Annotated in this window: 16 protein-coding genes; all 16 read left to right on the top strand. The window is 37.2% G+C overall.

Annotated features, from left to right (window positions below; genetic code table 11):
- Positions 1 to 4: 4 nt before the first annotated feature.
- The 16 genes from KJ593_05100 (at position 5) to KJ593_05025 (ending at position 19,533) form a co-directional block, all read left to right on the top strand.
- A complete protein-coding gene (locus tag KJ593_05100) occupies positions 5 to 3,097 on the top strand; it encodes a right-handed parallel beta-helix repeat-containing protein (protein MBU2541260.1) in 3,093 nt (1,030 codons plus the stop codon).
- A 53-nt stretch (positions 3,098 to 3,150) separates the two neighbouring features.
- Positions 3,151 to 5,475 carry a glycosyltransferase gene (locus KJ593_05095; protein ID MBU2541259.1) on the top strand — a complete coding sequence of 775 codons (2,325 nt, stop codon included), beginning with the start codon at positions 3,151 to 3,153 and terminating at the stop codon, positions 5,473 to 5,475.
- On the top strand, positions 5,472 to 7,448 hold the full coding sequence (locus KJ593_05090; protein ID MBU2541258.1) for a glycosyltransferase: 1,977 nt from the start codon (positions 5,472 to 5,474) through the stop codon (positions 7,446 to 7,448). Before KJ593_05095 ends, KJ593_05090 begins: the two co-directional genes overlap by 4 nt.
- Before the next feature lie 11 nt (positions 7,449 to 7,459).
- Entirely contained in the window at positions 7,460 to 8,386 is a 927-nt protein-coding gene (locus tag KJ593_05085) for a glycosyltransferase family 2 protein (protein ID MBU2541257.1), read from the top strand.
- Complete coding sequence (locus KJ593_05080) at positions 8,379 to 9,530, top strand: glycosyltransferase family 2 protein (GenBank protein MBU2541256.1); 1,152 nt, start codon at positions 8,379 to 8,381, stop codon at positions 9,528 to 9,530. The genes KJ593_05085 and KJ593_05080 overlap by 8 nt, the downstream gene beginning before the upstream one ends.
- A 47-nt stretch (positions 9,531 to 9,577) precedes the next feature.
- Positions 9,578 to 10,390: an exosortase/archaeosortase family protein gene (locus tag KJ593_05075; protein ID MBU2541255.1), complete on the top strand. Its 813-nt coding sequence runs from the start codon at positions 9,578 to 9,580 to the stop codon at positions 10,388 to 10,390.
- A gap of 21 nt (positions 10,391 to 10,411) precedes the next feature.
- Positions 10,412 to 11,032, top strand: a complete 621-nt coding sequence (locus tag KJ593_05070) for an EpsI family protein (protein ID MBU2541254.1) — start codon at positions 10,412 to 10,414, stop codon at positions 11,030 to 11,032.
- 324 nt (positions 11,033 to 11,356) lie between these two features.
- Entirely contained in the window at positions 11,357 to 12,241 is an 885-nt protein-coding gene (locus KJ593_05065) for a sugar transferase (protein ID MBU2541253.1), read from the top strand.
- Positions 12,242 to 12,243: 2 nt separating this feature from the next.
- Positions 12,244 to 12,855, top strand: a complete 612-nt coding sequence (locus tag KJ593_05060) for a PEP-CTERM sorting domain-containing protein (protein MBU2541252.1) — start codon at positions 12,244 to 12,246, stop codon at positions 12,853 to 12,855.
- Between the two features lie 131 nt (positions 12,856 to 12,986).
- Entirely contained in the window at positions 12,987 to 13,640 is a 654-nt protein-coding gene (locus KJ593_05055; GenBank protein MBU2541251.1) for a PEP-CTERM sorting domain-containing protein, read from the top strand.
- A 129-nt stretch (positions 13,641 to 13,769) separates the two neighbouring features.
- Positions 13,770 to 14,054: a PEP-CTERM sorting domain-containing protein gene (locus KJ593_05050; protein ID MBU2541250.1), complete on the top strand. Its 285-nt coding sequence runs from the start codon at positions 13,770 to 13,772 to the stop codon at positions 14,052 to 14,054.
- A gap of 430 nt (positions 14,055 to 14,484) precedes the next feature.
- Positions 14,485 to 15,066, top strand: a complete 582-nt coding sequence (locus KJ593_05045) for a hypothetical protein (protein ID MBU2541249.1) — start codon at positions 14,485 to 14,487, stop codon at positions 15,064 to 15,066.
- Positions 15,063 to 15,920 (top strand): tetratricopeptide repeat protein, encoded by an 858-nt coding sequence (locus KJ593_05040; protein MBU2541248.1) that lies wholly within the window; start codon positions 15,063 to 15,065, stop codon positions 15,918 to 15,920. Before KJ593_05045 ends, KJ593_05040 begins: the two co-directional genes overlap by 4 nt.
- On the top strand, positions 15,913 to 17,118 hold the full coding sequence (locus tag KJ593_05035; GenBank protein ID MBU2541247.1) for a GAF domain-containing protein: 1,206 nt from the start codon (positions 15,913 to 15,915) through the stop codon (positions 17,116 to 17,118). The genes KJ593_05040 and KJ593_05035 overlap by 8 nt, the downstream gene beginning before the upstream one ends.
- Entirely contained in the window at positions 17,111 to 18,541 is a 1,431-nt protein-coding gene (locus KJ593_05030) for a sigma-54 dependent transcriptional regulator (GenBank protein ID MBU2541246.1), read from the top strand. The genes KJ593_05035 and KJ593_05030 overlap by 8 nt, the downstream gene beginning before the upstream one ends.
- A 2-nt stretch (positions 18,542 to 18,543) precedes the next feature.
- The gene (locus tag KJ593_05025) at positions 18,544 to 19,533 is read left to right on the top strand and encodes a PocR ligand-binding domain-containing protein (GenBank protein MBU2541245.1); all 990 of its coding nucleotides are present in this window, start codon (positions 18,544 to 18,546) and stop codon (positions 19,531 to 19,533) included.
- Positions 19,534 to 19,569: the final 36 nt, after the last annotated feature.

Genomic DNA, 19,569 nt, shown 5'->3' with positions numbered 1-19,569 from the left:
ACCGATGAAAACTTTTATATTCATTCTTTATATGTTTTATCTCCCGTTTCGACTTAAGATTCCGCAGCTTCCTGTGGGAGCGATTGTGGATATATTTAATGTAATTTTTTTAGGAATGCTCATCTCCGGAAGAAAACACCTGAGGATACGTCCAAAATTTGAACTTCCATTATTCTTTTTTTTGTTTATTTGGACAGTGTCTTTTTTTTATGCAGTGTTTCAAACCATACAATCCGTGGGAACGCCGGTAATAGTACTAGCCACGAACTTTAAAAGGCTTATTACTTTGCCAATCGGGTATTTTGTTTTTACTTACTGCGTAAAGACAAAAAAAGAATCGCGATTACTTTTTAATGTTTTTTTAATTAGTCTTGCTATTATTGGTTTTTATACATTTCGCACCGGAATATTGGAAGGGCCCAGTTTTGCCGACCACAAAAGAGGATTTGGTCCCTTCGGTGAATCATGGAGGGCTTCGGATATCGCAGGAGCATTTTTAGCTATGTTCGGCCCTTTTTTATTTTCTTATTTTCTTTTTGCTAAGCAGAAAATATTAAAGTTGATTAGTGGAATTGGATTTATTGCTATTTTTGCTGGCGTGTTGTCTACTTATTCCAGAGGTTCGTTACTCGCGATTATTCTCGGAAGCGCGATTACGTTTTTTTCTTCATTTAAATTTCTTTTGAAGCGCTCAAAAATTTTGATTGTTATGCTGTGTATCGTCGGTTCCTTGGGAATAATAAAATGGCGCTATTGGATGCCTCAATCACTCATTAATCGCATTGATGACACGGTTACGGTCGATGAGCAGCAATCCGAAGAGAGTCTTGATATTTCCAGTCTTGATGTAGGTTCACAAGGCCGCATTTTCAAATGGCAAGTGGCATTGGATTTGTTTTATGCACATCCTATAATGGGAATAGGCTTTAATCAGTTGGACTATCGGATTTCTTATGAGCGCAATTTTGATCCGCACAATGGCTTTATTCAAATTATGGCGGAGATGGGCAGTTTGGGGCTTTTGGCCTTTTTGTGGTTGTTATGGTGCATATTCTTTGAAGCAAAAACACTAATAAAATCTGAATTTAATTATTTAGGTGCAGGTTTTATCGGCTGTTTAACGGCATTAATGGTTGTTAACATATTTTACTCTAATTTTTTCCGAGATAATGTCGTAGGTAGTTTTTGGATAATATTGGGGTTATTAGCTGCTAGCAAAGGATTTGTTGCCCAAGGGAAACAGGTAGTGTCGAATAGAAAAAACAATAAAAGGCATAATGTCGCCCTGCTCGGCGTAATAGCATTTATTTTCTTTATTGTTCCATCAGCATATGCGCAAACCGATAGTCGTTGGTGGAATTCCAGCGGCACAAAAGCACTTAGTGTTTATAACGATTTTTCGCATACTCCAATCGGCAGAGACTATTATGTTGATGGGAAAAATGGAAATGATGGAAACATCGGTAATTCTCTAGATCATGCGTTCAAAACCATCGAGAGAGCCCTTAAAGAATTAAAAGGGGGCGACATAATTCTTATAAAATCCGGTCGATATAAAATAAATCGAATTACTATTTACCAGAAGGGAAGCCCTGAGAACCGAATAATGATTGGCCCTTTTGGAGACGGGGAAGTCGTTATTGATGCATCGATGAATATCGGCAAATGGTTACCGTATAAACGAAATATCTATAAAACCGAATGTTTGGATAAACCGGTTGCTGTTGTTATTAATGAAACGCCACTTTTCCCAGAATTTTCCTTAAGGGATGTAAAGGAAGAAACATGGTATTACAGCTGGAAAGAAAAAGTTCTCTATGTTTACGCGCCAAACGGAACCAACCCCAATGATTCTGAAGTTGGGGTTATTGAGGATAGTAAAAAACAGCATGCCATATTCTTAAGCGGGGCTCAGTATGTTACGCTCTATGGTTTAACGATAAAGTATGCCGGAGGCAAAGGCATTGAGATATTGGGCGACCATAACCGAATCGAACGATGCAATATTCTCTTTAACGGTAACAGTGGTATTAGCATGTTTAATTATGGGAAAAAGGTCTCCCACGGCACAGAAATTATTAAGAATCGCATTTATTATAACTTCATGCGTAATTGGCCAAGAGGAAGATGGAAAGACAGTGGCTGGGGTAAAGGTATTGATGGTTTTTATGCTAAAGATGTAAAAATTATCGGTAATATCATCAGTCAAAACGGCGGTGAAGGTATAGGTGCGCCTGGGGACGGCGCTATTATTAAAGATAACATAGTTTCTGATAATTGGAGCGTCAATATCTACATAAATAAGAGGAAAGATGTGCTTGTCGAGGGGAATCTTATTTTCTGTCATGAACCTAATATGCGAGATTTATATAACAACGGTGACAAGAACTCGCGTGATGGAAAATGTTTTCGGCGTCTTAGAGCGGAGGGTATCATGACAGCCGACGAAAAATCTCCAGCTGTTACCTCTAATATAAGGATTACTAATAATATTATTGTCAATTGTCGCAGAGGAATAACGCATTATGGTGCCGTTAGGGGTTCCGCTATGAAAAATATTCTCATTGCCCACAATACCATTGTCCTTCCGAACGCAAAAGGTAATGGTGAAGACTTTATAGGAATTAAGATTCCATATAATGGTGGAAACAATGAAAATGTTTCCATTTTTAATAATATTGTCTCTGCCAAGCATTCAAGTACTTATCTGCTACACATAAAGACCGATCCATTAGGGAGACGCGAGCCTTTTCTTGGTTTGTCTTTTGATCATAACCTTTGGTATCATTCCAGTAAGAAAAAGCCCTTTCATCTTGGCTCTAAATGGTTTAGGGCGAATGATATTGATTTTAAAACATGGTTAAAAAAGGTGGATTATCCAGAGCAAGAGAAGGGGAGTAAGTTTGCTGAGCCGGGATTTGCCAACGATGATACTTTTACGGACGGTGGTCTTAAGCTTACAGTGAATTCTAAGGCAATTGATGCCGGTGTTATTATTAACAGCATCACCAATGATTATGATAATAATCTTCGGAGTGACGGATTCCCGGATATCGGGGCTTTTGAGTTTATTAAGAAGGATAAGGTAAATCAATGAGTGGCATTTGCGGATTAAAAGAAGGCGGGGCCTATCGTTCATGGGAGTAAATTGTGAAGACTAAGCTTATCATCGTTATTGACCATCTGGGGATAGGAGGGGCACAACAACAGATTCTTGAGTATCTCAAGTTTGCTAATCGCAATGTGTACGATATTAAAATTGTCAATTTAGACGAGACTTACAATTTATTAGGCCATAAAATTAGTGATTTAGGTTATGAGATTATCAGTTTTCGACACAAGGGGTTCTTTAATGCGCGGACGTTAATTGATATGATTCGTCTGTTTAAGAAGGAGAAACCTCAAATTGTCCACACATATTTATTTACGGCGGATTGTTATGGTCGTTTAGCCGCAAAGATTGCTGGTATAAAAAATATTATTTGTTCTATTCGGGACCGGAATTTATGGATGAAGCCTCACCATATATTTGCGGATAGAATTTTATCGTGGTTTACGGATGTCATTACGGTAAATGCCGAATCGCTTAGAACATTCTTGATACGTGAAAGAAAGCTCGATTCGAAAAAAATTGTAACAATCTACAATGGAATGGATACAAAGCGTTTTGAACACTTGAGTCATCCACAGGAATTGCGCAAAGATTTGGGTATCCCTGAAGATGCGCTTATCGTGGGCATGGTAGCCCGTTTTAGTCTGCAAAAGGATTATGAAACATTTTTTGCCGCGGCTGTAGGAGTATCTGGGCTCATGAAGAATGTTTATTTCCTCGCTATAGGAGACGGTAAAAAGAAGGCAGAGCTTGAACAATACGTAAAGAAACAAGGAATTCCTAACATAATTTTCACAGGTGTGCGCAAGGATATGCCTGATTTAAGTAATATGATAGACGTTGGCGTACTTTCGACGCATTATGAGGGTTGCCCTAATGTGATTTTAGAGTATATGGCTTGCTCCAAGCCTGTTGTGGCTACTAATGTCGACGGATGTCAGGAATTGATTATCAATAACAAAACAGGTTTTTTTGTTCCAGAGTCCAATCCTCAATTTATGGCTGAAAAGTTAATTCAATTATTGAACAATAAAGAATTAAGAACACGTATGGGGCAAGCAGGATACAATCGCGTTAGAAAACACTTTAGCTCCCAGAAATTAGCACAGAATACAGAAGATCTTTATCAACAGTTGTTAAAACCCAAGGTCGCGTTTATCGTTTCCTCATTCCCTCGGTATAGCGAGACATTTATTTTGCGTGAACTCGCACAATTAAAAAAAAGCGGATTGAATTTTATCATTTATTCAATCAAAACGCCGAAAGACGAAATCATTCATGAAGAAGCAAAAGGTTTAATAGACATAACGCATTACCTTCCTTTTATATCCTTAAAGGTAATCGCCATTAACCTGTTTTATTTCATTCGCTATCCGATTCGATATATTACTGCTTTTACAGTAGTCTTCTTTGGCAATATTGCGAGCCCAAACTTTTTCTTAAAGACGATGATTGCTTGGCCTAAAACAATTGGTTTTGCTTGGTTAACTAAGAAGCAAAAAATTACACATGTTCATGGTCAATGGGCTACATATCCGGCAACAATTGCCTTTGTTATCTCTAAGGTAAATCGAATCCTATTTAGTTTTACAGGGCATGCCCATGATATCTATCTCGATACAACTATGCTGGCTGAAAAAATGCATTATGCCAGGTTTATAACAACATGTACAGCTGATAATAAAAGGCGCCTACTTGATGTGGTGCAAAACCGAAATAAACGTCATTTTGAACCTAAGAAAATCATCATTAATTATCATGGTATTGATATTAGTAGATTGGTCCCCCGAAAAAAAATTAAAGAAGATGGCGGAATTTTTAGAATATTATCAGTAGGCTCATTACTTGAATGTAAAGGATTTAAGTATCTTATTGACGCATGCAAGATATTAAAAGAGAGAGGTTTCTCATTCAAATGTACGATTGCCGGTGGTGGTAAGTTAGAAGAAGAGCTAAAGGCTCAAGTCGATTCACTAAACCTCAAAGATAATGTTGAGATAACGGGCTATGTAACTCAGGAACGGCTTATACCGATTTATCGACAAGCTGATGTTTTTGTACTGTCTATGGTTCCCGAAATTCACTGGGGCATACCTAATGTGCTTATGGAGGCCATTGCGGCCGGTGCGTCGGTTATTTGTACGATGTTACCGTCTCTTCCGGAATTAATTAAGGACGGAGAAACTGGCTTGATTATTCCTGAAAAGAATTCTGCAATGATTGCCGATGCCATCGAAAAGTTATATCATGACAATAAACTCAGAGAAAAGTTGTTAGTTTCAGCGCAGAGAATCGTAAAAGAAAAATTCGATGTAATAAATAACGCGGCACAGTTAAGAAATTTGTTTATGGGTAGTTTATGAAATATATTGCCAGATCACTACTGAGCACATTTTTTTATCTATTGAGTTTCTTTAAAAAGCGGGAAGGTATTATTGTCTTGACATATCATCGGGTTAACGATGATTTACCCCCCAGCGAGCTCAATACGCCCGTAGCTATTTTTCATGCACAGGCAAAGTATTTAAAAAAACACTGTAAGGTTGTCAGCGTAACAGAACTGATTAACCCGGAAAATAGAATAAAGCTAATTTATAACCAGCAAAAACCCGTAGTTGTTATAACTTTTGACGACGGCTATCGTGATAATTATTTGAATGCTCACCCTATTCTTAAGGAATTAAATTTATCAGCTTGTATCTTTTTAGCAACGGATAGAATTGGGACTAATTATAAAGCCCAGCGCTTTGTTCAAATGCCAGACCCTGATATGTTAAATTGGCAAGAAGTAAAAAAAATGGCTGAAGGTGAAATTACGTTTGGCAATCACACAGCTACACACCTTCATTTGTCACAGCTAACCAAGAGCCAACAAAAAGAAGAAATTCTTAAAGGCATTGCCATATTGCGTCAGCATCTTAATTCTGAAATTGACCAGAAGATATTCTGTTATCCTTATGGTGATTACAATCAAGATACATTAGAGATTTTAAAGGAAATAGGGTGCGGTGTCGCTTTTACTATAAAACCGGGCATAAATACTGAAGAAACTCCAGCTTTGGAAATGCAGCGGATAGAAATAAGCGGTTTTGACAATTTGTTTGATTTTAGGAAAAAAATAGCCGGAGCTTTTGAATGGATGCATAAGCAAGTGCAGAAACGAAAAGAATTAAAACGCGAGACGAATAATAAAAGGCATAAGGCGAATACCAAAATTAATATTTTACATGTAATTTGGAGTCTCGGCTTGGGTGGTGGGGAACAAGCTCTTATCCATTTGATTCGCGGCACGAATAAAGATAAGTACAGATTATTCTTATGTTGCCTGAATGACGAAGGCGAATTTGCTGATTCGGTAAGAGATTCAGTCGTCAAAATATTTGCACTGAATAAAAAAAGAGGTATAGATTTCTCGATCATTGGAAGAATTATGAAAATTATTAGAGGCAACGATATTCATATTGTTCATACGCATATGTGGGGTGGAAACTTCTGGGGCCGCATTGCCGCTAAATTGACAAATACCCCTGTTACTATTGCGACAGAGCAAAATGTAGATTTCTGGAAAAAATGGTATCAAAAAATGTTCGATAGGATTTTATCGCGCGTGACCGATAAAGTTATCGTTGTTAGTAAGGAGGTTAAAAAGTTTTACGCAAATATTGTTGGGATTCCCATTTCAAAAATGGAAGTGATTTACAACTGTGTTCCGCCAAGCGAAAAAATAACAAACAAAACGCATATCCAAGCAATACGTGACGAATTGAATATGCGCAACGCCGATCCTGTAATTGTCAATATTGGACGGTTAGTTCCCCAAAAAGCCAATCATATTTTTATTGAGGCATTGAGAATGCTTGATCTTAAGGATATAGATTTTAATGCTTTTATCATCGGGGAGGGGCCCTTGAAAGAGTCTCTTATAAGACAAGGGCAGGATTTGATTGATAAACATAAATTAACATTTACGGGTTTGCGAAAAGATGTGCCAAGAATTTTGGATGTAGCGGATATATCGGTTCTTTCTTCTATAACCGAAGGGCTTTCTGTTGCTATCTGTGAATGTATGGAGAAAAGGATTCCTGTTATTGCAACAGATGTGGGTGGCAATGGAGAGCAAGTCGTAAATGGTGAGACAGGATATTTGGTGCCGCCTGATAATGCGACGGCTTTGGCCGATACAATGGAAAAATTAATCAAAGATCCAGTCTTGGCCAAAAAGATGGGAGAGACCGGACATAAACGGGTGCGTCGGCATTTTTCCATTGATAGGATGGTTAAAAGTACTGAGTGCCTTTATCAATCATTGGAATACAACTGTAAAGTAAGAACATAAGGGTTTTTAATATGCCGAACGTTAGCGTTATTATCCCTATATACAACCGGGCTCAATATTTGCCGGATGCCGTCAACAGTGTACTTAATCAGTCATATAAGGATTTTGAAATAATTATTGTGGATGACGGATCAACCGACAATACCCGTGAAGTGGCTGAAAGATTTATTCGTCAACATCCTTCGGTCATAAGATATTTTTCGCAGGCAAATAAAGGGCCGTCTGCTGCTCGAAATAAAGGAATTACTGAGGCCAGAGGCCAATATGTTGCCTTTTTAGATGCAGATGATGAATGGCTGCCAGAATTCCTGCAGAAGACTACCGAAGCCATGGTTGCAAATGCCTGCCAATGGGTATATACAAACGCCTACCGGCTAGAGTTAGATGCAAGTGAGGCCACCATAAAAAAAGATTTTTTTAAAGCACCTGTTGCGATTGGCGCTAATGAAAATTTATATTCTGCTGTTCTTAGGGAAGATGTGATTGGGGGTCCATCAAAAGTTGTCATAATGAAGGAGTGTTTTAAAAAAGTAGGCGGATTCCATAAAGATTTTCGTATTCGCGAGGATTGGGAAATGTGGATAAGATTAGCAAAACATGGATTTAAAATATGCAAAGTTGAAGAACCCTTGTATATTTATAAAGTTCGAAAAAATAGTACGACAAAATCAAATCCAATTGCTAAATTCATATACGAATACAAGATTGTGTGTAGTTATGCACCGGAAGCCTTTGCTCTGCATTCTTCTTATCGAGAAATCTACGCCGAAAAACTCTGGAGTATTGCCCGACAAATTCTATGTATGGAAAAGAAGGATTATAGATTGTTTGTTAGATGTATCATTAAAAGCCAGCTGTTTGATCCGAGCTTAAAAAGGATTATAAAATCACTCCGAACAATGATAAGACATAAAAAAGGATGTCAAGTCGATGTATAGCATAATCAAATTTTCATTTTGGCTATCTATTTTTTTAATCGGATATGCCTATATTTTATATCCGATGCTATTGTTTTTATTTGATAAATTTATCCAGCGGCCGAAGTTTACAACCACTGAAAATCTTCCAAAAGTATCGCTGATTATTGCAGCGTATAATGAAGAGAAGGTTATAGAAAAGCGAATAAAAAATTGCCTCGAACTCGACTACCCTAAAGATCGCCTAGAGATAATTATTGCTTCTGATGGATCGGATGACCGTACCAATGAAATTGTAAGAAGGTACAACTTAGATGGCGTCATTTTGTTTGATTACTCCAAAAGGCAAGGAAAAGCCAACGTTCTCAATGAAACACTCCCGCGCACCAAGCATGGCATTATTATTTTTAGTGATGCCAATGCTTTTTTTGAACCAGATGCTATAAAAAAACTGGTCTGTTATTTTGATGATTCTCGTATCGGCTGTGTATGCGGTTTGTTAAAATTTGTCAATGCGCAAGGAAGCGACAGCGCTGAATTAGAAAATTTTTATTGGCGATACGAAACATTCCTTAAGAAAATTGAAGGAGCTCGAGGTTCTCTTTTAGGGGCGAATGGCCCTATTTATGCAATCAGAAAGGAACTTTTTATCCCGTGTCCTTCGGATACCATTGTCGAAGATTTTTTTATTCCTATGAAGATTTTAGAAAAAGGTTATAAAGTTTTTTACGAGAAAGAGGCTGTGGCTATCGAGGAGACGACAAAGCATATCATTCAGGAAAAACAAAGACGAATTCGCATCGGAGCTGGAGATTTTCAAGCTCTTTTCCGGCTGTTGCCTATGTTGAATCCCTTGAAGGGGTTTTCGTCTTTTTCGTTCTGGTCCCATAAGGTCTTAAGATGGCTTGCGCCGTTTTTCCTGATTTTTGCAGTCTTTTTGAATCTATTTTTGTTGATGGATCCTTTATATAAATTGGTATTCGCTATGCAATGCATTTTTTATATATGCGCAGTTGTTGGGCAGATTCTAAGTTGGTCTGGCATAAACATAAAACCGATTAATCTATGTTATTATTTTGTCTCAATGAATTTGTCGCTATTAATAGGCTTCGTGCGGTATATCACGGGACGACAAAGCGTTGCCTGGGCGAGAACGGAAAGGTAAGTAGAATTAGGCAGAAGGCTACTTATAGTTCAAAATAAGGAGAGAATATGAAGAAGCAGGATTTGATTAAGCTAGCTACCTTAGCAGCTTTAATAATTATCGCCTACATTCCAACCTTTATTTGGATGTATGATAGGTGGAATGCTAAGGATAGCTATTACAACCATGGTTTTCTAGTGCCATTTATAAGCATCTTTCTTATTTGGCAGATGAGGGATAAATTAAAAAGTATAAAGATTAATCCTTCAAATATGGGCTGGTTATTTCTTGGTGCAGGGTTATTAATCCATCTCATAAGTGCAGTTTGGAGGGTATATTTCTCGTCGGGATTTTCTCTAATCCTAACTATTATTGGAATAGCTTTATTATTTTTTGGTAAAGACTATCTAAAAAAGTTATTTTTCCCTATATCATTTTTAATATTTATGATTCCACTGCCTTTGGTTGCAATTGCAAATTTGAGCTTTCAGCTGAAGATCTTTGCTGCAAAGATTTCAACATTTATCATAAATAATCTAGGCATTAGAGCAATAAGGGAGGGCAGCATTATAAAGACAGCAAATTCTTATCTTATTGTTGAGGATCCATGTTCAGGAATAAGAAGTTTAATCGCCTTAATTGCCCTAGGTGCACTTATGGGATACTTGAGCAATCTTTCTCGTTCCAAAAGGATGATTTTGTTTGCTTCTTCAATCCCAATTGCTATTTCTACAAATGTAATACGTATAGTTTCTTTGTCTTTAGTTAGTGAGATATACGGTGCTAAATGGGCAACAGGTATGTTCCATACGGCAATGGGTTTATTTGTATTTGTGTTTGCATTTATTGGACTATTGATTGTAGAAAATACCTTAAAATAATATCTTAAGAAAGGATACAAAATGAATAATAGAAACTTCATTATCATAGTTTTAATTCTAATCCTTGTTGTTTATTTGAGCCTTGCCTCTTATTTACCAACAAGAACAGATGCTACTTCAAATATTAAGGTATCTGATTTCCCAAAGGAATTTGGTGAGTGGACATCAACAGACATTCCAATTTCTGAAAATGACTATGCGATTTTAGAAACACGAAATCTCTTCGTAAGAGAATATAAAAATAAACAAGGTCAATCTGTGTATCTTTATTTAATCTATTCAGAAGATAATCGTAAGGTAAGTCATCCACCTGAGATTTGTCTCTTAGGCAGCGGAATGACAATAGTAGAGAAGGATTCTATCCAGCTAACCAGTCCTATTAAGGCAATGAAGTTGATTGTTGAAAAAGAGAAGATTCCACAGATGTATATTTATTGGTTCAAGGCTGGAAATGTTTATACTGATAATTATATAAAGCAACAGATGAAAATAGTTATCGATCGCATGTTGGGAAAAAGAACTGCTGGTGCAATGATTAGAATTTCAACAGACTTGAAGACAAATGATAAGGAAGAGGCCTTTAAGCTACTTAAGTCCTTTAGTAATGAGATTAGTCCCTTGCTCGCTAAATACATCCCTTAAAATCCAATTTCCTCTTTATTTTTGTTAAGAATTGTTTAAAAATGAACACCTTATGTATATATACATATTTTAAATTAAATTTTCATAACATATTGTTAAATAATAAGTTATGGTATTTATCTTAAAATTTATCTAATCTGTGTTTCCTTTTGGGAACAAAAACATATACTAAGACCAAAACATAAATTTGGCATGTATTTTTTTTAAAATTTTATTTTCATAACCCATTGAAAAGTAATAAGTTAAAAAACATAAAAAAAGTTTTTACCAATAAGGCAAAGTTGGCATAAAAAATGCTCTTATATAAGATACAAAGGCAGAAATATGAATCAAAATACAGGACAATTAAGGACAACAGCAAATTTTAAGAAGATACTAGTTGCGTTTATTTGCGTAATTGGTCTTTTTCTATTCTTATCAAGTTTTGATGAAAGCCAGACCTTTGCTGTTACTTATTTAGACTCTTCAGAGATTTCCTCCCAGGATATAGTAGGCACTGTTGATTATAGTAAGCCTGTCATTTCAGCTAAAACTCCAGAGAAATCACGCGCTCCTGAGTTTAACACCTTGTTTCTACTTTTAAGCGGGGTTACCGGACTTATAGTTCGTTTTGTCCGTAGAAGCTTTGAAAGACTTAAGAGGATAATGGACATTATGCTTGCTAGCACTGGATTAGTCCTATCGTTCCCATTTCTTTTAGTTGCAGGCACTATTATAAAGCTAACCTCAAAAGGTCCTATTGTATATAAGCAGGATAGGATGGGAAGGTTTGGTGAACTTTTTAAAATTTATAAATTGCGAACTATGTACTTTGATGCAGAAAATGCTACTGGTGCAATTTGGGCCAGAAAAGACGATCCACGCATTACTCCAGTTGGTAGAATCTTAAGAAAACTCCACATAGATGAGATTCCACAGTTAATTAATGTTTTGAAGGGTGAGATGAGTATTGTTGGACCTAGGCCTGAGAGACCGGAACTAGTTAGAGATTTAAGGACATTAATTCGTGATTATGAGCAACGTCTAGTAGTAAAGCCAGGGATAACCGGACTGGCGCAGGTTTGGCATAAATATGATGAGACAATTGAGGACGTAAAGAAGAAAATTAAATACGACATTTTATATATTAAAAAAATGTGCTTATTAGTAGATTTAAGAATTTTAGCCAATACGGTTGTAATAGTTTTAACCGGAAGGGGAGCGAGGTAAAAATGAAAAGAAAATGTTTAGTTTTACTAATAGCAGCAGCAATAATGCTGCTTTGTCAGAATTTTGCTTTCGCCAATACCTACACCTTTTCGCCGAGCCCCTCTGACCTTTATGATTTAGTTCATCAGGAATTCTATACTTGGGGGATAGATTGGTATGTGCCTTCAGGAGAAACCATAACCAGTGCAACTTTGACTTATCAACAAATGTGGGATCACCTATGGGGTGAGGATGATAGTCTTTACACTCATCTTTTGGACTCGGCTTATGTAGCGCCTGGTGCCGGAACATATACTGGTACGGTTACTGTAGGCACGGATAATGAAGGTGGCGGCGATAATTTTTCCACTCAAGGACTTTTGTTAGGCGTTTGGCACGACCCTTATGGAGATTCAAACCATAAGGTTAATTTAACCTACTCTATACCTGCAGCCAATTTTGCTTGGCTTAGTGATGGCAATTTTGGTTTTGGTATTGACCCGGATTGTCATTATTATAACGACGGTATTTATTTTACTATTGAAACGTCTACAATTCCAGAACCTGCTACCTTATCTCTTTTAGGATTAGGATTGTTAGGATTGGCTGGTATAAAGAGAAAGAAGCTTAAATAAAATGAAGAGAAGACTAAAAAATATATTGTTGTTTCTGTGTTTATTAATTTCATAAAGAGGAGAATATTAACGCGTTAAAAGCCACGGACGCGATTAATAGATAAAATTAACAAAAAGGAGGTGAAAATAGAATGAAGAAAATCTTGCTATGTATGGCAATCTTGGCGTTAGGAAGTTTTGCATTGCTTCAAAATGCCGAAGCAGCCTATATTGAAATTTCCAATCCAATCTTTACTGTGGTTTACGCACCAGATTCGAATATTAGCGGAGATTCACTAACAACAGTTATCCTTGCTACTTCAGGATCTGTTACAATTGGAGATTTTGATACTCTACCACAAGAAGGTGATTCGCAATCTGCAGGCTGGAAAGGCGTAGGACTATCTCTAGCTCCATTAGGAACGCCTGACGGTTACGAGCTCTATTTCGATAAGGTCTTTAACAGTTATGACTCTGCTTATTATGATGAGTTCTATGCAGTTATAACTCAAGGAGATTATCTTTGGAATGGCGCTTCAATTATTGGAGGACTTACTTGGGGTGGAGCCACAGAAGACGGCTTGGAGGGTATAAGTGGTGGTTGGAAGAAACAGTCTACAGTTATGGTTACTCCAGGATCAGATTATTATCTGAATATAGTGTTGAGAACATCTTATGATAGTTCTCTTCCATCTTGGGGAACTTTTAGTGACGTTTCTGTAGGAGTAGTTCCTGAACCAGCAACTATGTCGTTATTAGGAATGGGTGTTCTAGGTTTATTCGGTTTAAAAAGGAAAAAATCCTAGGTTTTTTCTTTTAGAATAATTCTTAGAAATGCCCCCTGATGGTGCATTTTCGAAACTGCAAAAGATAAGGGGGCAAATCTTGAAAAGGGTTTGCCCCACAAGTCTTAAAATTACAACAAAAGGGTAAAAATGAAAAAATCAGTTAGTTTAGTTTTAGTGTTGTTTTTTGGGCTAGTTCTTTCTGGCTGTAATGGAGGCGGAGGTGGTAGCTCTTCCAGTGGTAGTACTGATACCTTTGCCAGTAGTAGCATAGTCAGTGATGGTATCACTGTAGATGATATCATAGTCGATGATATAAGTGATGATTCTCCTGGCTATGATCAGGCAGTGGTTAATCCGGAACCGAGCTCTATGTTGCTTTTAGGCAGCGGATTGTTAGGACTAGTGCTTTCTAGAAGAAAGAAGAGGAGCTAATTCAGTCAAGGCAAATTTTCGTAAGTTTAATAAAATCAACGAATTTTGTTCTTGACACAATTACTTTTGCCTGTTAGAATAATGTTTCTTTCAGTAAACAAAATACCCATTAGAAAAATAGGCATATATGAGCTCTCAGGATTCCCCTGTATCTTTAGTAAAACAATCCTATGTTAGGTCTTTTCAAATTTTTAAAAGCGCCCCTCTTGTTTTTATCCCCTTTATACTTTTTATAAGTTTTGAATATCTTTCCTTCATTATTCTATCTCTAGCTCCAAGAGTACCTCTGGTAGCTGTACTTGGCCCGCCAATAAGAACCCTTTGGGGTGAGAAATTTCTTCATTACCCGTTTAATTTCTTATTGTTGCCTAAAATAGTCTCCAACGCAAGGATGGGGCTTACTATCCTTATAGGCTCTTTATTGACCGGTATGGCGGTTGCCATAATCTTCGATATTTATAAAAATAAACATATAAATTTAGCTAAGTGTTTTAATGTAGCGATTAAGAAATATCTTTCTCTTTTTACTGTTGTTTTAATCTTTACTCTTGGCTACTATGTGTTTACAAAGATACTAACCGTTAGTTTAGCTAAGTATTTCGTAGCTGGCCATGAAAGATTACTCTTTCTTAGTGCTAAAGTCTGGATCGGCCCTATCTTTATAATTTTAAATTTCGTAGTTGCGGTATTGTTGCAGGCGCTATTCATTTACGCTATCCCCGGAATAATTATAGATAATAAAAACCTGTTTAAGGCAATTGGTAATTCAATTGTATTTTTCCTAAAGAAGTTCATTGCTACGCTTATTTTGGTTGGTTTGCCCATGCTTTTATATATCCCGATAATTATCTTAAATGCCAATAAGCTATTCTTAATCAATAAATTTTTCCCAGAATTCATTCTTTTTGTTGTAGGTATAAGTATAATAATAGGCTCTTTAATCATAGACCCACTGATTATCATGTCAACGACCTTGTTGTACTTAGGGCATAAAAAGTCTCAAGATAGATGAAAAAACTCTTTATTCTAATAATCTTAGTCGGTTTTTGCTTTTCCTTGGCAAGTTGTACTGCTGATCAATATAGCATTGAGAGGGAATATTGGCGGGCACAGAGGTTAACAGATAAGATTTTCAAGAATCCTCATGCCTCACCCCCTAAAGAATTACAAGCCGCAGTTGATAAACTACAGAAGTTTATAAATAAATACCCGAACAATAATCTTTCTCTTAAAGCCGAGTTTACCATACCTCGGCTTTTTATTGTTAAAGAAGACTATATTAGGGGTAGAGACTATCTAACTAAACTAGCCGCCAAATACAAGACTGATAAATTGATTGCCTCAGAAGCACTATATCTGTTTGGCAATACCTATGAAATAGAAGGTAATTGGAATGAGGCCTTGAGAAAATACAATCTAATCATCAAAGATTACCCGGTAACAATTAGGGGCTTAGGAATGCCTATTTATATAGCAGAGCATTATAAGGTAAAGAATCAAACTGCCCAAATGAACTCAGCTTTTAATGAGGCTGCTATTCATTATAAGGTTTTGGCAGTAAGACATCCGGATACTCCTTTAGGCCTTAATGCTTATAGTTTGGCAGTAAGATGTTATCTTGAACTCCAGGACTGGATCAATGCGGTTAAGACAATCGATACTATAATCGTAAATTATAAAGACACTGTAAAGATAGACACTCTATTTATAGACAAGGCAAGGATTTACAAAGATAAATTAAAAGATAATGATAAGGCGAAAGAATCTCTACAGCAATTAATTAAGATCTACCCTGAAAGCAGGTTTGTTAATTATTCAAAGAAGCTTTTAGAGGAATTAAGCGGGGTGAGTAATAAAGATGAATAGTGCGAAATTAGCAGTGACTAAAGCAACAAATAATTCTGTGAGCGATTTTCTAAACAGTGCGCTTAAAGACATAATGTCGGTTTTGAGCGCTGAATGCGGTTCCTTGTTTATATTTGATTCTGAGAATAAAGAATTAGTTTTGGATTCATTCCATAATTCACAGGATTTGAACTTTAAGGGCCTAAGGCGCAGAATAGGAGAGGGCATTACGGGAAAGGTGGTTGATATAAAGACTGCGGTTCTGGTTAAAGACATCGGAACAGATGAACGTTTTCGACAGAATGGCTTTAGTCATTATCGCACAAAGTCATTTATTTCTATACCTGTGTTTGCATCAGAGGGGCTTCTTGCTTTAATTAATGTTGCAGATAAGTCTTCAGGGGAATCTTTTACAGAACAGGATCTGAAATGTGCAGAAACAATGGTTAAATATGCCTGCATGGCAATTGACTCTGGCAATATAGATAAGGCCTTGGAGAATGGAAGGGAAGATCAGCCAACCCTATTGGAAAAATATGCCTCTGTGGGAAAATTAGCAGCTAACCTGGTACATGAAATAAACAATCCTTTAGATGGTGTAATCCGCTATACAAATATGGCGCTCTTTCTGCTTGAGAAGATGGAATCAGATAGCGTTGCCAGAGAGTATTTGACAGAGGCTAAGAAGGGATTAAACCGGATTGCAAATATCACAAAGTCGCTTGTTGAGTTTTCTCAACTTGTAAATTCTAGACAAAGAAGCGTTAAGAGCTTTGTAGATATTAATGCACTTTTGGATGATTCACTCGTGTGCCTAAAAGATAAGATTCATGCTGGCATTAGAGTTAGCAGGAATTACTCAAAACATTTACCGCGCATAGATGATATCGGACTTTCGCGTGTATTCATCAATATTATAAAGAATGCCTTAGATGTTATGCCTGAGGGAGGCGACTTTGAGATCTCTACAGGGTTAAAGGACTCAGTTGTTGAAATAAGCTTTAGAGATACAGGCACTGGCATTCCTAGTGACATCCAGCAGGCCATATTTGAACCTTTCTTCTCTACGAAGGAAAAGGGCAAAGGTACAGGATTAGGCCTTGCAATTTCAAGAGAGATAGTAAATAAATATGAGGGAGCAATTAATGTAGCCAGCTGTTTTGAGAAAGGCACTGTATTTACGATTAGCATACCTCAAAAATATTTAGAGAATGTTTAGACCTAAAGTAGATTCTAACGGAACGCATATCTTAGTTGTTGATGATGAGCCTTTGGTAATGCGCTCACTCAGTGAGGTATTGACCCTCTCAGGCTACACTGTAAGTACTGCCTCTAATAGCGAAGATGCGCTTGAGCTATTGAAGAAATACACTATGGATGTAGTCATTACTGATATCAAGATGCCGAAAATGGACGGTGTCCATCTTTTAAAGAATGTAAAGATCATCTCACCCGATACCCCCGTTATATTAATGACTGGCTTTGGTTCAATTGAAAATGCAGTTGAGGCCATGAAAAACGGTGCGTATGATTATATAACAAAGCCGATAGTGGATAGTGAAGTCAAGATTATCATCGAACGTATAATGCAGCAGCGTAGACTAATTGATGAAAATATAAAATTAAAAGAAGAATTATCCCTTACTCATAAAGAGCGTTTTCACGACATCGTTGGTAAAAGCCTGAAGATGCAAAAGATTTATACGCTCGTTGAGGCGATTGCCACAACAAGGGCTACGGTTTTAATTCATGGTGAAAGCGGAACTGGAAAACATCTGATTGCCCATGCTATTCATAAATACAACGAAAAAGAACGTAATAAGCCATTTGTTGAGGTTAGCTGCGGTGCATTAAGCGAGACATTGCTTGAAAGTGAGCTTTTTGGCCATGTAAAAGGCGCTTATACCGGAGCAATCAAAGATAGGATTGGCCGTTTTGAGCTGGCTGATGGCGGCTCTATATTTTTAGATGAGATTGATGCATTTTCACCTGCGCTTCAGGTGAAGTTACTAAGAGTGTTGCAGGAGGGTGAACTTGAGAAGGTAGGGGATACCAATACAATCAAAGTAGATGTGCGCGTAATCGCTGCCACAAACCATAATCTAGAGGAATTAATAGCCCAGGGCAAATTCCGCCAGGACCTATATTATCGTTTGAATATTATCTCAATTGAGGTTCCGCCTTTACGGGATCGCAGAGAGGATATTGAAATATTGGCTGATGAGTTTATAAAGAAGCATTCAAAGCATCTGGGAAAAAAGATTGATGGCTTTTCCCGGGCAGCACTAGCAGTCCTTTCGAATTGTCCTTGGCCAGGAAACGTCAGAGAGCTTGAGAATGTAATAGAAAGGGCTGTGATTTTAAGCAAACAAACGATAATCTCACCGGATGATTTCCCTGAATACTTGCAGAAGCCTAAGTTGGCAGCTTCAGTTTCCGGGGATAATGGTGATAGATTGAAATTAAAGCAGGCCTTGGCTAATCCAGAGAAAGATATCATAGTCAATGTCCTTGCATCTGTAGGAGGCAGCAGGAACGAAGCAGCAAAGATATTAGGGATTAATAGAACTACACTTTATAAAAAGATGTGCAAGTTCGGTCTGTTAGAGGCGAACAAAGCTACTGATAGGGGTAGAAACTAACAGTGAGATTCTGGAGAGCTTCATTAAAAGATACCATTGACATTAAAGAGTGGCAGAATATCCAGGATACTTTTTCTGTTGTAACTAGTGTTGGTCTTCGCACTATAGATGAAAGAGGCGAGCCTATCACTTCGGTAAGCGGTGAGTCGCGATTGTGCAGAGAGTTAATCAAACCCTCTGAATTTAAAAATACAATTTGCGGAAAATGCTTGCCTACTTTTTTGGGAGGAGAGCAAAGGGTAAATAGGAATCTGGATTTTGTTTGTCTGCCGGGCTTACATAACTTCGTTGCGCCCTTGACATCGGATAATGGTAAGGTTTTAGGCTATCTTATCTTAGGTCCGATGTTTTTTATTACCCGTAACCCAAAGGATGAGTATAGGCCAATAGCAGAGGAACTAAAGATTGATCTAGATGAACTCTGGAGTGCACTGTTAGAGATAAAGGTTACATCGTTTTATAATGCCCAATCCCTGATTAAATTGATTACTGGTGTTGCCGGAGTTACTTTGAAATACGCTTATAAAGCAATAAGGAAAGAGAAAGAGTTGGAAGTATCATCTCAACTAAATAAGATTTTGAATGTCTTATTAGATGTAGCCTTTCAGATAAGCAATGCAGATGTTGGTTCAATAATGTTTTTCAAAAAGAGTGGAGATATTCTAACTATTCAGTCATCCAAAGGTATACCTCTTGATATCGCAAATGCTACGAAGGTTAGGTTAGGAGAGGGTATTTCCGGTATGGTTGCGCAAGAAAACAGGCCTCTTTTAATAGATGACGATTTGAGCGACAATAGAATAAAATCCCGCCTTAATCGGCCTAAATTAAAATCTGCAATGGTTCTTCCCATAAATTCCCAAAATAGGGTAGTTGGTATTATGAATCTTGGTGTTTTAAGAAGTTCACCTGTAAAATTCGATACCAGTAACGTAAGGTTAATGAACAAACTAATTGATTTGGCGACTGTAGTTATTAACCCCTCCAGATAGTATAAGTCCAACCTATTTTCTAATCTAAAAATTTTA

Source organism: Candidatus Omnitrophota bacterium (assembly GCA_018830005.1).
Taxonomy (GTDB): domain Bacteria; phylum Omnitrophota; class Gorgyraeia; order JAHJTE01; family JAHJTE01; genus JAHJTE01.
This window is presented reverse-complemented; position numbering and strand designations above follow the sequence as displayed.

Bases quoted from the DNA above. Each gene is read 5' to 3' on its own strand.
- KJ593_05035 (MBU2541247.1), top strand. From the start codon at position 15,913: ATGAATAGTGCGAAATTAGCAGTGACTAAAGCAACAAATAATTCTGTG.
- KJ593_05030 (MBU2541246.1), top strand. From the start codon at position 17,111: ATGTTTAGACCTAAAGTAGATTCTAACGGAACGCATATCTTAGTTGTT.
- KJ593_05085 (MBU2541257.1), top strand. From the start codon at position 7,460: ATGCCGAACGTTAGCGTTATTATCCCTATATACAACCGGGCTCAATAT.
- KJ593_05050 (MBU2541250.1), top strand. From the start codon at position 13,770: ATGAAAAAATCAGTTAGTTTAGTTTTAGTGTTGTTTTTTGGGCTAGTT.
- KJ593_05080 (MBU2541256.1), top strand. From the start codon at position 8,379: ATGTATAGCATAATCAAATTTTCATTTTGGCTATCTATTTTTTTAATC.
- KJ593_05090 (MBU2541258.1), top strand. From the start codon at position 5,472: ATGAAATATATTGCCAGATCACTACTGAGCACATTTTTTTATCTATTG.
- KJ593_05060 (MBU2541252.1), top strand. From the start codon at position 12,244: ATGAAAAGAAAATGTTTAGTTTTACTAATAGCAGCAGCAATAATGCTG.
- KJ593_05100 (MBU2541260.1), top strand. From the start codon at position 5: ATGAAAACTTTTATATTCATTCTTTATATGTTTTATCTCCCGTTTCGA.
- KJ593_05075 (MBU2541255.1), top strand. From the start codon at position 9,578: ATGAAGAAGCAGGATTTGATTAAGCTAGCTACCTTAGCAGCTTTAATA.
- KJ593_05055 (MBU2541251.1), top strand. From the start codon at position 12,987: ATGAAGAAAATCTTGCTATGTATGGCAATCTTGGCGTTAGGAAGTTTT.
- KJ593_05065 (MBU2541253.1), top strand. From the start codon at position 11,357: ATGAATCAAAATACAGGACAATTAAGGACAACAGCAAATTTTAAGAAG.
- KJ593_05045 (MBU2541249.1), top strand. From the start codon at position 14,485: ATGGCGGTTGCCATAATCTTCGATATTTATAAAAATAAACATATAAAT.
- KJ593_05040 (MBU2541248.1), top strand. From the start codon at position 15,063: ATGAAAAAACTCTTTATTCTAATAATCTTAGTCGGTTTTTGCTTTTCC.
- KJ593_05070 (MBU2541254.1), top strand. From the start codon at position 10,412: ATGAATAATAGAAACTTCATTATCATAGTTTTAATTCTAATCCTTGTT.